At 60.2% G+C, this 15659-nt stretch carries 18 protein-coding genes and 1 pseudogene; 7 read left to right on the top strand and 12 right to left on the bottom strand.

Annotated features, from left to right (window positions below):
* Nucleotides 1-47: 47 nt before the first annotated feature.
* Both CWM54_RS05635 and CWM54_RS05630 read right to left on the bottom strand, forming a co-directional pair.
* Nucleotides 48-362, bottom strand: a complete 315-nt coding sequence (locus CWM54_RS05635; RefSeq protein ID WP_100680279.1) for a PTS sugar transporter subunit IIB — start codon at nt 360-362, stop codon at nt 48-50.
* Between the two features lie 101 nt (nt 363-463).
* A complete protein-coding gene (locus tag CWM54_RS05630) occupies nt 464-1564 on the bottom strand; it encodes a GlxA family transcriptional regulator (protein WP_100696346.1) in 1101 nt (366 codons plus the stop codon).
* Nucleotides 1565-1688: 124 nt separating this feature from the next.
* On the opposite strand from CWM54_RS05630, the gene CWM54_RS05625 reads away from it, so the two are divergent.
* Nucleotides 1689-2417, top strand: coding sequence for an alpha/beta fold hydrolase (locus CWM54_RS05625; RefSeq protein WP_100696907.1), 729 nt, complete (start codon nt 1689-1691; stop codon nt 2415-2417).
* A 122-nt stretch (nt 2418-2539) separates the two neighbouring features.
* Nucleotides 2540-2848, top strand: a complete 309-nt coding sequence (locus CWM54_RS05620) for a YciI family protein (protein ID WP_100696344.1) — start codon at nt 2540-2542, stop codon at nt 2846-2848.
* A 63-nt stretch (nt 2849-2911) separates the two neighbouring features.
* Here CWM54_RS05620 and fabF read toward each other — a convergent pair whose 3' ends face one another.
* The 10 genes and pseudogenes from fabF to hpxW all read right to left on the bottom strand — a co-directional run bounded on the left by fabF (nt 2912) and on the right by hpxW (nt 11591).
* Nucleotides 2912-4186, bottom strand: a complete 1275-nt coding sequence (gene fabF, locus CWM54_RS05615; RefSeq protein WP_100696342.1) for a beta-ketoacyl-ACP synthase II — start codon at nt 4184-4186, stop codon at nt 2912-2914.
* Between the two features lie 19 nt (nt 4187-4205).
* The gene (locus CWM54_RS05610; protein WP_100696340.1) at nt 4206-5768 is read right to left on the bottom strand and encodes a DHA2 family efflux MFS transporter permease subunit; all 1563 of its coding nucleotides are present in this window, start codon (nt 5766-5768) and stop codon (nt 4206-4208) included.
* On the bottom strand, nt 5765-6808 hold the full coding sequence (locus CWM54_RS05605; RefSeq protein WP_100696338.1) for an HlyD family secretion protein: 1044 nt from the start codon (nt 6806-6808) through the stop codon (nt 5765-5767). Before CWM54_RS05605 ends, CWM54_RS05610 begins: the two co-directional genes overlap by 4 nt.
* Nucleotides 6792-7349, bottom strand: a complete 558-nt coding sequence (locus CWM54_RS05600) for a winged helix-turn-helix transcriptional regulator (RefSeq protein ID WP_100680272.1) — start codon at nt 7347-7349, stop codon at nt 6792-6794. The genes CWM54_RS05605 and CWM54_RS05600 overlap by 17 nt, the downstream gene beginning before the upstream one ends.
* Nucleotides 7346-7444: pseudogene (locus tag CWM54_RS29185) on the bottom strand (hypothetical protein); the annotation flags it as partial. The gene CWM54_RS05600 and the pseudogene CWM54_RS29185, both read right to left, overlap by 4 nt.
* A gap of 78 nt (nt 7445-7522) precedes the next feature.
* Nucleotides 7523-7945, bottom strand: a complete 423-nt coding sequence (locus CWM54_RS05595) for a GNAT family N-acetyltransferase (protein WP_100696336.1) — start codon at nt 7943-7945, stop codon at nt 7523-7525.
* A gap of 86 nt (nt 7946-8031) precedes the next feature.
* Nucleotides 8032-8418 (bottom strand): oxalurate catabolism protein HpxZ, encoded by a 387-nt coding sequence (gene hpxZ, locus CWM54_RS05590; RefSeq protein ID WP_002905421.1) that lies wholly within the window; start codon nt 8416-8418, stop codon nt 8032-8034.
* A complete protein-coding gene (locus CWM54_RS05585; protein ID WP_100696334.1) occupies nt 8415-9812 on the bottom strand; it encodes an AtzE family amidohydrolase in 1398 nt (465 codons plus the stop codon). Before CWM54_RS05585 ends, hpxZ begins: the two co-directional genes overlap by 4 nt.
* Nucleotides 9809-9994 (bottom strand): oxalurate catabolism protein HpxX, encoded by a 186-nt coding sequence (gene hpxX / locus CWM54_RS05580; protein ID WP_074385810.1) that lies wholly within the window; start codon nt 9992-9994, stop codon nt 9809-9811. Before hpxX ends, CWM54_RS05585 begins: the two co-directional genes overlap by 4 nt.
* A 10-nt stretch (nt 9995-10004) precedes the next feature.
* Complete coding sequence (gene hpxW, locus CWM54_RS05575) at nt 10005-11591, bottom strand: oxamate amidohydrolase (RefSeq protein WP_100696332.1); 1587 nt, start codon at nt 11589-11591, stop codon at nt 10005-10007.
* A gap of 179 nt (nt 11592-11770) precedes the next feature.
* On the opposite strand from hpxW, the gene hpxU reads away from it, so the two are divergent.
* From hpxU to CWM54_RS05550, 5 genes are all read left to right on the top strand, one after another.
* Nucleotides 11771-12610: a MurR/RpiR family transcriptional regulator HpxU gene (hpxU, locus tag CWM54_RS05570; RefSeq protein WP_008804829.1), complete on the top strand. Its 840-nt coding sequence runs from the start codon at nt 11771-11773 to the stop codon at nt 12608-12610.
* Nucleotides 12611-12824: 214 nt separating this feature from the next.
* Complete coding sequence (locus CWM54_RS05565) at nt 12825-13610, top strand: transporter substrate-binding domain-containing protein (RefSeq protein ID WP_100696330.1); 786 nt, start codon at nt 12825-12827, stop codon at nt 13608-13610.
* Nucleotides 13611-13619: 9 nt separating this feature from the next.
* Nucleotides 13620-14285: an amino acid ABC transporter permease gene (locus CWM54_RS05560; protein WP_004176117.1), complete on the top strand. Its 666-nt coding sequence runs from the start codon at nt 13620-13622 to the stop codon at nt 14283-14285.
* Nucleotides 14285-14941 (top strand): amino acid ABC transporter permease, encoded by a 657-nt coding sequence (locus tag CWM54_RS05555; protein WP_004179948.1) that lies wholly within the window; start codon nt 14285-14287, stop codon nt 14939-14941. Before CWM54_RS05560 ends, CWM54_RS05555 begins: the two co-directional genes overlap by 1 nt.
* Nucleotides 14922-15659 carry an amino acid ABC transporter ATP-binding protein gene (locus tag CWM54_RS05550; RefSeq protein WP_061154541.1) on the top strand — a complete coding sequence of 246 codons (738 nt, stop codon included), beginning with the start codon at nt 14922-14924 and terminating at the stop codon, nt 15657-15659. Before CWM54_RS05555 ends, CWM54_RS05550 begins: the two co-directional genes overlap by 20 nt.

The following is a 15659-nucleotide window of genomic DNA, read 5'->3' as shown; positions in this document are numbered from 1 at the left end:
AGGCGACATGCGTAGAGAAGGCCGCACAAGAGAGGCGGCCTTCGGTGTCAGACTGCCAGTTCAGGCATCTGCGCCATCACAAACGCGAAAACTTTTTCCGCGTCGAGTGAGGCATAGGGCAGACTTTCAATCACCGCAATAGGACGAGCGTCGCCAACGATCCCTCTTATCTCCGCGACCTTATACTGAATATGCGGCGCAACGAGAAATCCGTCGAAAGCGGGCGCCACGCTGGCAAAATTTTCCAGGCCCACTGCGCTGACAATGAGAGGATGGCCCTTTTTTTCCGCCAGTAACTGTATCTTTTTGGCGAGAGAATTGGCGGTGTTGCCAAACAAACAACATATCAGAAGCTTTTTCATGGTTTTACCTCCTGAGAATTAGTCACAGGATATGACTCGCCATGCACATAAAATGAGCGCCACCTCATAATTGCGTGAAGAATTCATCATGATGATGATTTCTAAGCATCATGCCTGCTGACCACCTGAGAGAGGTTGTTTGCGGATAATGAAGACGATGGGGTCTGATTTTTGATCCGCTCTTTGTAATTCCCAGGAGACATGCCCATGACACGACTGAAAGCCCGCCTGAATGCGGTCTCATCACTATATCCGCAGGCGTTGGCGACCTGAGAAATCGTTTTGCCAGGAATATCCAGCATAAGCGTCGCCGTTTCAATACGAACCCGCGTGATAAAGTTTTTCGGATTCTCCTGGATCAGCGCCATCATTTTGCGATTGAGGGTACGGGGTGTCAGGTTCAAGGCCTCAGCCAGCTGATCTACCGTGATTCCGGGGTTTTGATAACGCACCAGATGTTCAGCCTTCATCAGAAGAGGATGCCTTGAATTAAGAAATCCGGCAGGCGCATAAAGCTGCTGTGATAATGGCTGGCTATCCGCAACGGCCATATCAGCCGTCAGTTTGGCAATCTCATTGCCCGCATATTTGCGAACAATATAGATAACCAGGTCAATCCACGAAAACGGGCCTCCTGTGGTAATGATGTTGTCCTGTTCAGCCATGACTTTCCCCCAGACGGGCTTCGCCAGTGGGTATCGCGATCGCAAGGTATGATACAGCCACCAGGTCGTGGTACAGGCGCGTCCGTTGAGTAACCCGGCTTCACCCAGAATAAATCCGCCGGCGCAGGCCCCTGCAATGCAACTGCCCTGAAGATATTTTTCTTTCATCCATTCTGCGGCAGCGGTAACGGCCTCTTGCGCAAGGGGAAGCTTCTGCTCGTCAAGCTGCATACCGCTGGCAATAACCAGATCAACAGGTTCGGCATCATTGAACGAGCCATCGCTAACGATTTTTCTCCCCTGTACGTCCATGACTGGCAGACCATCGGAGGTGACCACCATGACCTCAAAAAACGGTGACGTCCGTGCAATATCCGCGTTGACTTGCGGATTTTGGACGATGATCTGATTGGCGAGCCAGAACATGTCGGCTATGCCGGCAAGTGCCGATCTCATGCTGCCCGGTATAGCCAGTAACGCAATTCGCATGGTGAGTCCTGGTAATAATTTTGTCTGATTTAGCATTATAACTGTCATTTAAGACACTTTATAGGTTTCAGCCTGGCGCGTTAAAGTGAGCGACGTTCTTTTAACGTCAACGGTAGAGTGAGAGTCGATGAACCATTTTCTTAAGAAAAACATTCGTCTGGGAGCATTCGTTATGTCTTTGATGACCTCATTCGCCTCGCCTCTCCGGGCAGAGGCGACGGATATTAAAAACATTGTTCTGGTCCACGGGGCGTTTGCGGATGGCTCCAGCTGGTCTGCCGTTATCCCGTTGCTTCAGGCTGACGGTTATCACGTCACCGCCGTGCAGAATCCCTTGACCTCATTGCAGGATGACGTGACGGCGACGGAACGCGTCCTCGAGCGTCAGAAGGGTGGCGTTCTTCTGGTGGGGCATTCATGGGCTGGCGCGGTTATTACCCAGGCAGGTAATGCACCAAACGTGAAGGGACTGGTCTACCTTTCTGCCCTGGCGCCGGACTCAGGAGAATCTGTCGCCGATGCGCTGACACGGCTTAATGCGCCGATGGAGGGGATGGAGGCGGATAAAAACGGCTTGATCTGGCTGGATGATGCGAATGCTTTTCATCAGATCATGGCGAATGACCTTTCTGCATCACAGGCACGCCTTCTGGCGGCGCAGCAGCAGCCCATCGCTGCGGGCGCCTTCAGCGAAAAGATAGAGACCGCCGCCTGGCATAGCAGGCCATCATGGTACCTGATCACCGAAAATGACCATGCGCTGAATACGTCGGTCCAGGCGCGTTTTGCCCACGAGATGGGCGCCCACATTTCGCGGATTAATTCCGGTCACCTGTCCATGATTTCCCATCCCGCTCAGGTTGCTGAACTGATTAATCAGGCGGCGCTCAGCATAAAATAAATTCAGCGTTTGCTGGAGCCATGAAACCCGTTATTCAGACAGGTGCAGTTAAAAGAAATAAGTCAGACATTGAGAGCAGTTTTTCAGAACAACAACGACGATTTGCTAATGAGGTGTAGGCCATGATGCACGCGATAACATTGACATACCTGAGTTCGGAAGAGGAAATCTCAGCCCATCTTGAGGCACACAAGCAATGGCTTATGCGCGAAATTAAAGAAGGAAAAATTCTGTTTGCCGGCCCTGTTGATAATCATGCCGGTGGGTTCATTCTTATGCGCGGAAACGATAAGCCCTTGATTCACGCTTTTCTGCAGGAAGATCCTTTTATCGAGCACAACATTGCTGATGCGGTGCTGCTCAGTTTTGAACCCCTGTTATGCGCTCAGGGCGTGCCTGTTGCATGGGCAGATAAGGCTAAATTTATTTAATCCATGTGGCGCGCCCGTATTCTGATTACCCCCGCCGGCCAGTGCCGGCGGGGGAGCTGACGATTATTCCCAGCGTTTCAGCAGCAGGCTGGCGTTAACGCCGCCAAAGCCAAAACCGTTCGACAGCGCATAACGCATCTTCTGCGGGCGGGCCTGCAGCGCCACCAGATTGAGACCTGCCGCCTCTTCATCGGGGTGATGCAGGTTCAGCGTCGGTGGCACCACCTGGTCACGCAGCGCCTGAATGGTGAAGATAGCCTCAATCCCGCCGGCCGCGCCTAACAGATGGCCGGTGGCGGATTTCGTCGAGGTAATAGCGACCGGATGCGCGCCAAACAGCGTTTTTATCGCCGCCAGCTCACCCTTGTCACCGACCTGCGTTGAGGTGGCGTGGGCGTTGATATGATCAATCTCTTCGACGGTCACCCCGGCCTGGCGAAGGGCGGTTTCCATGGCCCGACGCGCGCCGTTACCGTCTTCCGGGCCTGCGGTCAGGTGATAAGCATCTGCGCTGGTGCCGTAGCCCACCAGCTCGGCCAGCGGCGTGGCGCCGCGCGCCAGTGCGTGCTCCAGTGACTCGATCACGATAAGCCCCGCGCCTTCTCCCATCACAAAACCATCGCGGTCACGGTCAAAGGGGCGGGAAGCGGCTTCCGGCTGGTCGCTGGAGGCGCTGGACAGCGCCCGCGCTGCGGCAAAACCGGCCAGACTAACGCGATGAATTGCCGCTTCCGCGCCGCCGCAGAGGGCGATATCCGCCTCGCCGCTGCGGATCATCCGCGCCGCGTCGCCAATGGCCTGGGCGCCTGCCGCACAGGCGGTGACCGGCGCGCCGATGGGGCCCCGGAAGCCGTGGGCGATAGACACATGTCCGGCGGCCAGGTTGGCCAGAAAAGAGGGGATGGTGAACGGCGAGAGGCGACGCGGCCCGCGTTCATCAGTGGTATGTACCGCATTGGCGATCTCGCTGAACCCGCCGATCCCGGTGGCGATCACTGTGGCGGTGCGTTCCTGTTCGGCCTCGGATGCTGGCGACCAACCGGCCTGGGCCAGCGCTTCGCGGGCGGCGACCAGCGCAAACTCAATAAAGCGATCCATCTTTTTGCGCTCTTTCGCCGGGATGGTCGCCAGCGGGTCGAAGCCGTGCAGTGGATCGCTGTCAATGGACGGCACCTGGCCGGCCACTTTGCAGGGAATATCCGCGACCAGCTGCTCGCTGAGTCGGGTGATCCCTGATTTACCTGCCAGCAGCGACTGCCAGACGTGCTGTACGCCGCAGCCCAGCGGGCTGACAATCCCCATCCCGGTGACGACAATGCGTTTAACGGAAACGCCCATAGTTAACTCTCCTGTAGTATCAGTGTGCCGGCGGCTTTTTCATCAAGGGAACCAGCAGCGCGGCAAGCAAAAAACCCATCATGATGAGGTAGAAAGCATCGGAAAATGCCTGGGTTCGCGCCTCCCGCAGCGTCAGTGCGGAAAGATTTTTCAGTGCCGCCGTCTGCGCGGCATCCGGCGAGATCCCCTGGACGGCGAAGTTTGCCGCGCTGCGCTGAACAAAATCGCTCATTGCCAGGTTGGCGTTATTCAGATGGTCCGCCAGGCGGCTGTAGTGCAAATTGGTTCTGTCATTAAGCACCGTCCCGCACAGGGCGATGCCGATGGCGCCCCCGAGGTTGCGCATCAGATTAAACAGCCCGGAGGCCAGCTTCAGGCGCGCGGGCGGCAGGCTGCCCAGCGTCAGGGTCACCGTTGGCGCGACGGCAAACTGCTGCGCCAGTCCGCGAAACGCCTGTGGGAGCAGCAACTGGTCCGCCCCCCAGTCGTGGGTGATCGGGACAAAGCTATACATCGACACCGCAAAGCCGATCAGCCCGGCCATCAACAGCCAGCGCAGGTCGACGCGGTTGGCGAGCCACGAATAAAACGGAATAGACATGACCTGGAACAGGCCGGTGGAAAATACCGCCAGGCCGATCTCCAGCGCGCTGAAACCTCGCACGCTACCGAGATACAGCGGGGTTAAATAGATGGTGGCGAAGATGCCGACGCCGGCCATAAACGAGAAATAGCAGCCGAGGCTAAAGGTTCGGTCCTGCAGGGCCCGGAGATCCATCACCGGCTGCGGATGGCGCAGGGTGCGGATCACAAAGGCCACGCCGCAGAGTAGGGCGACCCAGGCGGTGGTCGTCAGGGTCGCGTCATCAAACCAGCCCCAGCGCGGACCTTCTTCGAGGGTATATTCCAGGCAGCCGAGGGACAAGGCCAGCAGCAGAATACTGAGATAGTCGGCGCCGCGCAGCAGAGTGGGGTCGGCGCTGTCTACTTTCACCAGCAGCGGTACCGCTACCGCGATGTAAATTCCCGGAACAACGTTGATAAAGAACAGCCAGTGCCAGTTGTAGTTTTCGGTGATCCAGCCGCCCACCGTCGGACCCAGCGTGGGGGCGAGGGAGGCCAGGCCGCCGATCGTCGCCGCGGCGATGACCCGCTGTTTGCCCTGGAAAAAGGCGAAGGCGGTGGTGAACACCAGGGGGATCATCGACCCGCCCGCCAGTCCCTGCAGGGCGCGGAAGGCGATCATACTCTGGATGTTCCACGCCCAGCCGCACAGCAGGCTCATCAGCGTGAAGCCCGCCGCGGAAGCGGCGAACAGCCAGCGGGTCGACATGACCCGGGCCAGCCAGCCGGAAAGCGGGATAATAATGATCTCGGCGATCAGGTAGCTGGTTTGTACCCAGACGGTTTCATCGTCGCCCGCCGACAGGCCGCCGCCGATATCCCGCAGCGAGGCGGAGACGATCTGGATATCGATAAGCGCGATAAACATCCCCACGCACATGCTGGCGAAGGCGAAGATCTTCTTTGCCGTCGGCATCGACAGTCCCTGCGGGGCAGACAGCGCCTGAACGGTGCTCATCGAGGGCTCTTCTCGTTCACGGTGACGATCACCGACAGTCCCGGGCGCAGGACGTCAAGCTTTGCCCCGTCACCTTCCAGCGCAATGCGGACCGGTACCCGCTGCACGATTTTAGTGAAATTGCCCGTCGCGTTCTCTGCGGGCAGAATGCTGAAGCGTGAGCCGGTCGCCGGCGCCAGGCTGGCGACATGCCCCTTAAAGGTATGGTTCGGCAGCACATCGGCGACGATGGTCACCGGCTGACCGGCACGCATATGCGCCAGCTGGTTTTCCTTGAAGTTGGCGTCAATCCACAGGCCGTGCGCGGGTACCAGGGAGAGCAGCTGCGTACCGCTGCTGACGAACGAGCCGGACCACGCGCGGCGGTTGCCAATCACCCCATCGAACGGTGCGCGAATGTCGGTATAGCTGAGGTTCAGCCTGGCCATCTCGAGGTTAGCCTGGGCCTGTGCCAGGGCAGCCAGGGTTTGCTGCTGGCGAGCATCCAGCACCGCCAGCTGACGTTCGGCCACGGTTTTATCCGCTTTGGCCTTCTCCTGCTCGGCGTGCGCCCGGCGGTAATCGGCGGAGGCGTTATCGCGGATCTGTGCGGAAATCGCGCTCGACGCGGCCAGGGCGTTATAGCGTCGGTTGTCGTTAGCCAGTTTTTCGGTTGCCGCCGTGGCGGCGAGTAACGAGGCCGCAGAGCCGGCAATCGTTGCCTGCTGTAGCTGGCGGGTGGCCAGGATATCGGCCAGCGCGGCCTGCTGCGCCGCCACTTCTCCGACGGCTTTAGCCAGCGAGGCGCGATAATCGCGGTCGTCAATGCGGATCAACAGGTCGCCTTTTTTCACCGCCATGTTGTCCTGCACCGCCAGCTGCTGGATATAGCCAGAGACTTTGCTGGAAATGGCGCTAATGTCGCCACCAACATAGGCATCATCGGTGGTCTGCATAAAGCGCCCGGTATGCCACCAGTAAGCGCCGTAGCTCGCTGCCGCCAGGGCGGCGACGCCGAGTGCCGCCAGGACGAGGACGCTTTTCTTACTGGCCGGATTCATTGCTGGCATCTCTGTAGGGTTCAGGCTGGAATTTTTGCCCGCTATCGCCTTCGCGTTTGCGCAGCAGATATTCATGACGGTATTTCATCATCGGCGAGGCGGCGGGCCCCGGTACCATGGTGTATTTACCCGGGATAATCTCTTCCCCGGTTGCTTTATCGACCATGATCGGATCTACCCGCCGCTGGGTGGCCGTTTCCACCAGCTGCATCTGACGGCCTTCGGGAGCGAAGTGGCGATTACCCCATTCCGCCAGCGCCAGCAATACCATGCGAAAATCGCGGCCGCTTTGTGTGAGATGGTATTCGTAGCGCGGCGGGGTGCTGCTGTAGCAAACCTTCTCCAGCAGCCCGTCGTCGACCAGCGCCTTCAGGCGGCGCGACAGAATATTGGGCGCGACGTTGCTGCTTTTCTGGAACTCGTCAAAGCGGGTAAAGCCCGCGAAGGCATCGCGCAGGATCATGATGCTCCAGCTGTCGCCGATGCGGCCAAGGCTGCGGGCAATGGGGCAGGGAGCGTGGCAAAGCGGTTCATTTTTCATGGGCTGTCCAGTAACCAGGTGGCTTTTGCCAGCAAATTGACATAGTCACTATCAAAATGCAAGTTACTATTCATGGTACCCAGGGGAGAAGCCGCTCCCTAACATTCTCATAACTTTTTAAGGTCAAATAAATAAGTTACGGTTATCCGGGGAAAGCACTCGCTCGCTGACGGTTAAGACAAATGTTTAACGAAGCGCTTGCGGACCTCCTTGTAGCCGTTATTTTCATAAAATTGATGCGCTCTGATTCTTTTTTCACTGCTTGAAAGCTCGATCTGAGTGCATTGTTTATCGCGGGCGAGGCGCTCTGCGGCATGGAGAAGTTGCTGGCCTATCCCTGATCCACGTGACGATTCCTCTATGACCAGCGCGGAAATTAATGCCCATAAACGGTTTTCATGTACCGGTAAAATAAAATTGATAACGATTACGCCACACACGGCGTTTTCTGTTTCTGCCACCAGCGCACTCATCATATTCTGCGGGGCAGTGATGCGTTGTTCTAAGATCGCCGTCTCCGTCTGATAGCCCAGCTGCAGAAATAGCGTTTTCAGCGAGGGGATATCTTTTGATTCAGCAGCTCTGATGTACACCATGATCTTCGACTCCAAATAGCATGTTATCGGACCGGGAGCGGGCCGGTGGATACCTTATTCCCCCGGTCCGCTCCCGTATACGCCACTCAGTCCATCAGACTGACCTGCGCGGCGACAATCCGCCAGCCATAGGGGAAGCGTACCCAGGTCTGCTGCTGGCGGCCAAGGCGCGCGCTGCCTTCGCGGGTGAACTCGGTGCTGCACACCGCCATATCCGCGCCAAAGGTGGTAATGGTGGTATGGCGCAGATCGCGGGCCAGACCGGCGGCGGGGCGGGCGGCGCGAAAGGCGCGGATCGCCTCGATGCCATACAGATTTTCGCCGGCTCCCAGCCGTACGGTGCGCGGGTCGTGCCAGAACAGCGCATCCAGCGCCTCGATATTATTGCTGACCAGCGCCTCTTCATACTGATAAAACGCCGCCGTCACCTCGGCGAGGATCGCCGGGCGGTCTACATTATCCAGATTGATCATGCTGCACTCTCCGCCACTCGGGCATCGGTAATGCCCATCGCTTCCAGCGCCCGCGCGGCGCGAAGACAGGCTTGTTCGTTAAACGGCGCGGCAATCAGCTGCAGGCCAATCGGCTTGCCGCTGGCGGTGCGCAGGGGGACGGTCACCACCGGCAGGCCGAGGAAGGAGATCGGTTGCGTTAGCATTCCCATGCTGGCACGCACCGGCAGCGGCTGGCCGTTAATCACCATCTCCGCCGCGCCTATCGGCGTGGCGCTGCATGGGGTCGCGGGGGCGATCAGCACGTCGGCCTGGCTGAACAGGGATTTCATCGCCTGGCGAGCATGACGGCGGAAACGCTGCGCCTGCAGATACCATGCGGAGGGGATCATCGCCCCGGCCAGCAGCCGCTCGCGGGAGTGGGGTTCAAAACGCTCTGGCGAGTGACGAAGATCCGCCAGGTACTGATTGCCGCCTTCGCTGGCGCTGATGATAAAGGCCGCCGAGCGGGCCAGCGCGGCATCCGCGAACTGCAGCTCGCTGTCGGCGCCCAGCGCGTGGGCGACCCGATCCACGGCCGCCCGGGCGTCGTCATCGCACCAGGTGGTGAAATAGCCGCCCAGACGCGCGCAGCGCAGCCCCTCCAGCCCCCGCTCCAGCAGATTGCCGGTGCGCTCGCTGGCTTTATCAGCCTGAAAGTCATCGGCCGGGTCGCGCCCCTGCAAGGCGTCATACACCGCGGCGAGGTCGGCCACCCGGCGGGCAAAGGGACCAATATGATCCAGACTGGCGACAAACGGATGGCTGCCGGAGCGCGAAAGGCGGCCGAAAGTGGGTTTCAGGCCAAAGATCCCGCACAGCGACGCGGGGACGCGGATCGAGCCGTTGGTGTCGCTGCCGAGGCTGAAATGAACCAGCCCGGCCGCCACCGCCGCGGCCGAACCGCCGGACGATCCGCCGGCGATCCGCGACAGATCGTGCGGATTGCGCGTCGCGCCATAGTGGCTGTTTTCAGTGGTAAAGCCGTAGGCGTAGGCGTCCATATTGAGCATCCCGCTGAGCAGGGCGCCGGCGCTGTGCAGCTGGCGCACCGCCCAGCTGTCACTGGTTGCTGGCGGCCGGTCGCTCAGCAGTTCCGCCCCGGCGAGGGTGGTATGCCCGGCGACATCAAACAGATTCTTTACCGCATAGGGAATGCCTGCCAGCGGCGGCAGGGGGCGCTTTTCCCGGCGCAGGGCGTCAATGCTGTCGGCCTCCGCCAGCATGCGTTGGACGGTGACCTCGGTCCAGGCGTTGATCTGCGGATTCACGCGGGCGATATCGTCCAGCGTCTGGCGGGCGATCTCCCGGGCGCTGAGTTCGCCATCGTGCAGCGCACGCTGGAGCTCGGCAATGGTGAAGTGATGAAGAGTCATGCTTTATACACCCCCGCAATCTCCTCGCGCGGCCCGAGGGGATAGTCCATCAGCGGCTGCGCCATGGCGGCGATGCGGGCAAACTGGCGCTCCAGCTCCTCACGACGGGATGCATCCAGCTCCAGGTGCAACAGGTGAGTCATCTGCGTCAGATACTCGCTCCAGTCTGGCTGTGTGGTCATGGTCTGCTCCTTAGTATCCGGCGGCGGCGCCGTTGCTGCGTGGATCGGTAGCCCCTTCAAGCAGGCCGTTGGGATGGCGGACAATGGCGCCGGCGTGGCCCATCGCTTCGCTGAAATCGGCCAGCACTTCCACTTCGTGCCCCAGCTCGCGCAGGCGAGCGATACAGGCAGGGGCAAAGCGTCCCTCCAGCTTCAGTGAGTCGGAGGACTGGCCCCAGGTGCGGCCCAGCAGCCAGCGCGGACGGGAGATGCTCTCCTGTAGCGGTACCCCCTGCAGGATATAGCGAGTAAACAGCGCCGCCTGAGTTTGCGGCTGACCGTCGCCGCCCATCGAGCCATAGACCATCACCCGGCCATCGTTCAGGCGGGCGGCGGCAGGGTTGAGGGTATGGAATGGCTGTTTGCCAGGGGCCAGCGCCAGGAGATGCTGCGGATCGAGGCTGAAGGCCGCCCCGCGGTTTTGCCAGACGATCCCGGTGTCCGGGAGCACCACGCCGCTGCCGAACTCGTGATAAATACTCTGAATAAATGACACTGCCAGTCCGCTGTTATCCACGACGCCCATCCAGACGGTATCGCCCGGGCCTTTGCCGCGGCCCCAGGGGGAAGCGCTGGCGTCGTCGATGCTGTCGGCCAGCGGCTGCAGGGCTTCCGGGGTGAGCAACTGCTGTACATCCACATCCAGATGGCGTGGATCGGTGATATGCGCATCGCGCAGGGCAAATGCCCGCTTGGTGGCTTCGACAATACGGTGCACCGTTTGCGCGTCGTCGGCATCGGCCATGTTCAGGCGGTCGGTGATGCCAAGGATCGCCAGCGACACCAGTCCCTGCGTCGGCGGCGCAAGATTCCACAGCGTGCCCTGCTGGTGCTGGAGCGTCAGCGGCGCCGGACGCCGGGCGCGGTGGGCCTGCAGGTCGCCGAGGGTGATCGGCATCCCCAGCGCGGCAATACCCTGCGCGAGACGCTCGGCCAGCGGCCCGCGATAGAAACTGTCGAGACCGTCGCTGGCCAGCATGCGCAGGGTACCGGCGAGGGCGGGCTGGCGAAAGCGGCTGCCGGGCCGCGGGGCCTCGCCCGATACCAGCCAGGTTTCGCTGAAGCCCGGCTGATGGCGTAACTCTTCCAGTTTGCTGGCGGTGGCGTGGGCTTGCGAGGCGGTGACCGGAATACCGTCTTCGGCATACCCGATCGCATCGGCCAGCAGGCGGGCCACCGGCAGCGCGCGGCCGGTTAAGTCCCGTGAAATACGCAGCGCCTCGTCCCAGCCGCTGACGGTGCCGGCGACGGTCAGCGCGGCCTGCGGTCCCCGGTGGGGAATATGCTGCTGTCCGGCGTAGGCCTCGAGGGTCGCCAGCGATCCGGCCGCCCCGCTGGCGTCAATGGCGATGGGGTCTCCCTCAGGCGGTACGATCAGCCAGAAGCCATCGCCGCCGAGGCCATTCATATGGGGATAGACGACGGCGATGGCCGCGGCGGCAGCCACCATCGCTTCAATGGCGCTGCCGCCCTCGCGCAGGATCGCCAGCGCGCTCTGACTGGCGAGGTGATGGGGGGCCACCGCCATGCCGTGGGTCGAAACGTTGCTACTGTGCATAAATTATCCTTTCTGAACGAATCACCCGCAGAACACTGCAAAAGCTGTTCCATCTCTGAACGTTTCGTTTCATTGATAAAAACAATGACCAGAATTTTCCCACTGGCACGCTATGTGTAAGGCATAGCAGATACAGTATGATGAGGGATGGATGATGAAACGAAAGTTACAGGGGCGCTATGCAACAACTCGATGAACGACTGAAAGGGCAATACGCCTCGCTGTCGCCGCAGGAGCAGCGGGTGGCGGATTTCATCTTTGACCACTTTGACGACCTGATAAGCTACAACAGCGCCGAGCTGGCGCAGCTGAGCGGCGTGTCGAAAGCCACTGTCAGCCGGCTGTTCAAGCGCCTCGGTTATGACAAATATAAGGATATGCGCGATGAACTGCGCACCCTGCGCCAGAGCGGTATGCCGCTGACCGACCAGCGCGACGCGGTGCAGGGTAACACGCTGCTGGCGCGCCATTATAAGCAGGAGATGGCGAACCTCACCCAATGGGTCAACGCGCTCGACGCCCGCCAGTTCGCCGAGGCGCTGACGGCGATGGTGGCCGCCCGCCGCATCGTGGTGGTGGGGATGCGTAATGCCTATCCGGCGGCGCTGCATCTGCGCCAGCAGCTGCTGCAGGCCCGCGGCCAGGTGCTGGTGCTGCCCCAGCCGGGTCAGAGTCTCAGCGAAGAGCTGGTCGATCTGACTGCCGATGATCTGGTGGTGATGATGGCCTTTCGCCGCCGGCCGCGAATAGTACGCCCATTGCTGCAGCAGTTGCAGCGCGACGGGGTGCCGGTCCTGTTAATGTGCGAGCCGCAGGCCCATAGCCTGTTTCCGCTCTCCCGCTGGCAGCTCTGCGCGCCGCTGGACAGCGTCTCGGCCTACGACAGCTATGCCTCGGTCAACAGCCTGATCAATCTGCTGGCCAATGCCTTTCTCCATGAAACGCTCGACAGCGGTCGTCCGCGCATCCACGATATCGCCACGCTTTATCAGCAGCTGGACGAGCTGGAACAACGCTGATGGGGCGCCAGCGTGGTGCTGTGCATCATTATGGTGCAATAAAAACCACGTGATGGCGCCGCCGCTCTCTGAATACTTTCCCGTTAACGCTTGTCCTTTCTCACTTTTTGTTTTAATTCCTCGCCAACTCTCGCCTCGTCTGTATCTGGCACATTAGTTGCAGAATCAGATTCAAAGAATCTTTTGTTTCATGCTAACGTAACGGGTAAACATCATGAAGAAACTGTTGATTGCACTGGCCGGGGCCGCTTGTCTCCTTTCGTCTGTTTCTGCCGCGCAGGCTGACCAGCTCCAGGATATTGAAAAACGCGGCGTCATTCGTATTGCCGTGCCTCAGGATTTTCCGCCGTTCGGCTCGGTGGGGACCGACCTGCAGCCGCAGGGGTATGACATCGATATGGCGCGCTATCTGGCGAAATCGATGAAGCTCAAGCTGCAGCTGGTCCCGGTGACCAGCGCCAACCGCGTGCCGTATCTGCAGACGGATAAGGTGGACCTGGTGATCTCCAGCCTCGGCAAGAACGCCGAGCGCGAGAAGGTGATCGACTTCAGCCGCGCCTACGCGCCATTCTTCCTCGGCGTGTTTGGCCCGAAAGGGGCGGAGCTGAAGGACGCGGCCGCGCTGAGCGGTAAAAGCATCGGGGTGACCCGTGGGGCGGTGGAAGATATGGTGCTGACCAGCGTGGCGCCGCAGGCAGCGCAGATTAAGCGCTACGAGGACAATAACACCACGCTGTCGGCTTACCTGTCCGGTCAGGTGGAGTATGTCGCGACCGGAAACCTGGTGGTGGCGGCCATCTCCCGGCAGAACGCCGGCAAAGCGCCGGTGCCGAGCTTTATGCTGAAGGACTCGCCGTGCTTTATCGGTCTGAAAAAGAACGAACCGGCGCTGAAGGCGAAAGTGGATACCCTCATCGAGCAGGGCATTAAGGACGGCACCCTCAACGGTCTGTCTGAGAAGTGGCTGAAAGCGCCACTGCCTGCCAGCCTCGGCGCGTAAGGTCTGGGGATGACGGAGCAACTTCATTTCTCTGAGCTCTGGCCGCACTGGCCGGAGCTGCTGGCCGGCCTGTGGGTGACGGTGCAGTTGACGGTGCTGGCGACGATCGGCGGACTGGCGATCGGCATCCTCGGGGCGGCGATCCGCAGCGGGCGCCCGGGAATGCTCAGCCGGGTATGGGGCGGATATGTGGAAATCATCCGTAACACGCCGTTTGTGGTGCAGCTCTTTTTTATCGTCTTTGGTTTACCGAACCTTGGACTGAAGATGACCGCCGGTGAAGCGGCGCTGCTGGCGATGGTGGTTAACCTCGGCGCCTATAGCACCGAGATCGTCCGCGCCGGTATTCAGGTGACGCCGAAGGGCCAGTGGGAAGCCGGTCGCGTGCTCGGGCTTAGCCGGACGCAAACCTTCGTTCGCGTCGTACTGCCCCCGGCGCTGCAGCGGATTTACCCGGCGCTGGTCAGCCAGTGCATCATTGTGATGCTCGGCTCGTCAGTGGTGTCGCAGGTCTCCTATGAGGAGCTGACCTTCGCCGCCAACCTGATCCAGTCGCGGACATTTTTGAGCTTTGAGGTCTATCTGGTGACCACCGGGATCTACTTAGCGTTATCGATAGCGATGCGCCAGCTGCTGATGGCGGCGGGGCGTAAATGGCTGGGGGTACAGGCCTGATGACCACTTTTACTGACTGGGACATTATCCGCAACCTGCTGCTGGCCGGTCGCTGGACGGTGCTGCTGTCGCTGGTCGCGTTCACCGGCGGGGCGCTGGTGACCTTACCGTTACTGCTGCTGCGTCTCACCGGCGGACGCCAGGTGAAACGGCTGATCCGCGGCTACATCGAGCTGTTTCAGGGGACGCCGCTGCTGATGCAGCTGTTTCTGGCATTCTTTGGCGTGGCGTTGTTCGGCATTGACGTCTCGGCGTGGACCGCCGCCTCGGTCGCTCTGACGCTCTACACCAGCGCCTTTTTGCTGGATATCTGGTTCGGCAGCATTCGCGCGCTGCCCAAAGGCCAGTGGGAAGCCTCGCGGTGTCTCGGGCTGAGCTTCGGCCAGACCCTGTACCGCGTGGTGGCGCCGCAGGCACTGCGCATTGCCATCGCGCCGACGGTGGGCTTTGCCGTACAGGTGATCAAAGGCACGGCGCTGGCATCGATTATCGGCTTTGTGGAACTGACCAAGGCCGGGACGATGCTGACCAACGTCACTTACCAGCCGTTTAAAGTGTTTGCCCTGGTGGCGCTGGGCTATTTCATTCTGTGTTATCCGCTGTCCCGCTACAGCCGCTATCTGGAGAACAAATTCAATGCCTCTCATCACCATTAATCAGATGCAGAAGTACTACGGCGACAACCATGTGCTGAAGGGCGTCGATCTGGATATCGACATGGGGGAAGTGATCTCGATCATCGGCCGCAGCGGCTCGGGTAAAAGCACGCTGCTGCGCTGTATCAATGGTCTGGAGGGCTACCAGGAGGGCAGTATCAAGCTCGGGGGCATGACCATCACCGACCGCGATTCACAGGCCCGGGAGATCAGCCGCTCCATCGGCATGGTGTTCCAGAATTTTAACCTGTTCCCGCACATGACGGCGCTGGAGAACGTCATGCTGGCCCCGCGGCGGGTGCTGAAGAAGTCCCAGACCGAATGCCGGGAACTGGCGCAGCGGATGCTGGAGAAGGTCGGTCTTGGCGACCGTCTGGATTACTATCCGGCCAATCTCTCCGGCGGCCAGCAGCAGCGCGTGGCCATTGCCCGGGCGCTGGCCATGTCGCCGAAAGTTTTACTCTGTGACGAAATCACCTCGGCACTCGACCCGGAACTGGTGGGTGAAGTGCTGAAGGTGCTGGAGCAACTGGCGGCGGAAGGTATGACGCTGATCCTCGTCACCCATGAAATGAATTTTGCCCGCGAAGTGGGCGACCGCGTGGTGTTTATGCATCAGGGACGCGTCTGGGAGCAGGGCGACAGCAAAACGCTGTTCGCCAATCCGCAGACCAGCGAACTGAAACAGTTTATCTCCTCGGTGCGCGGTCTTAACTAA

Source organism: Klebsiella sp. D-Nf1, from assembly GCF_002810515.1.
Lineage (GTDB): Bacteria > Pseudomonadota > Gammaproteobacteria > Enterobacterales > Enterobacteriaceae > Klebsiella > Klebsiella variicola.
Note: the sequence above shows the minus strand (reverse complement) of the source record. Positions and strands in the feature narration are given on the sequence as shown.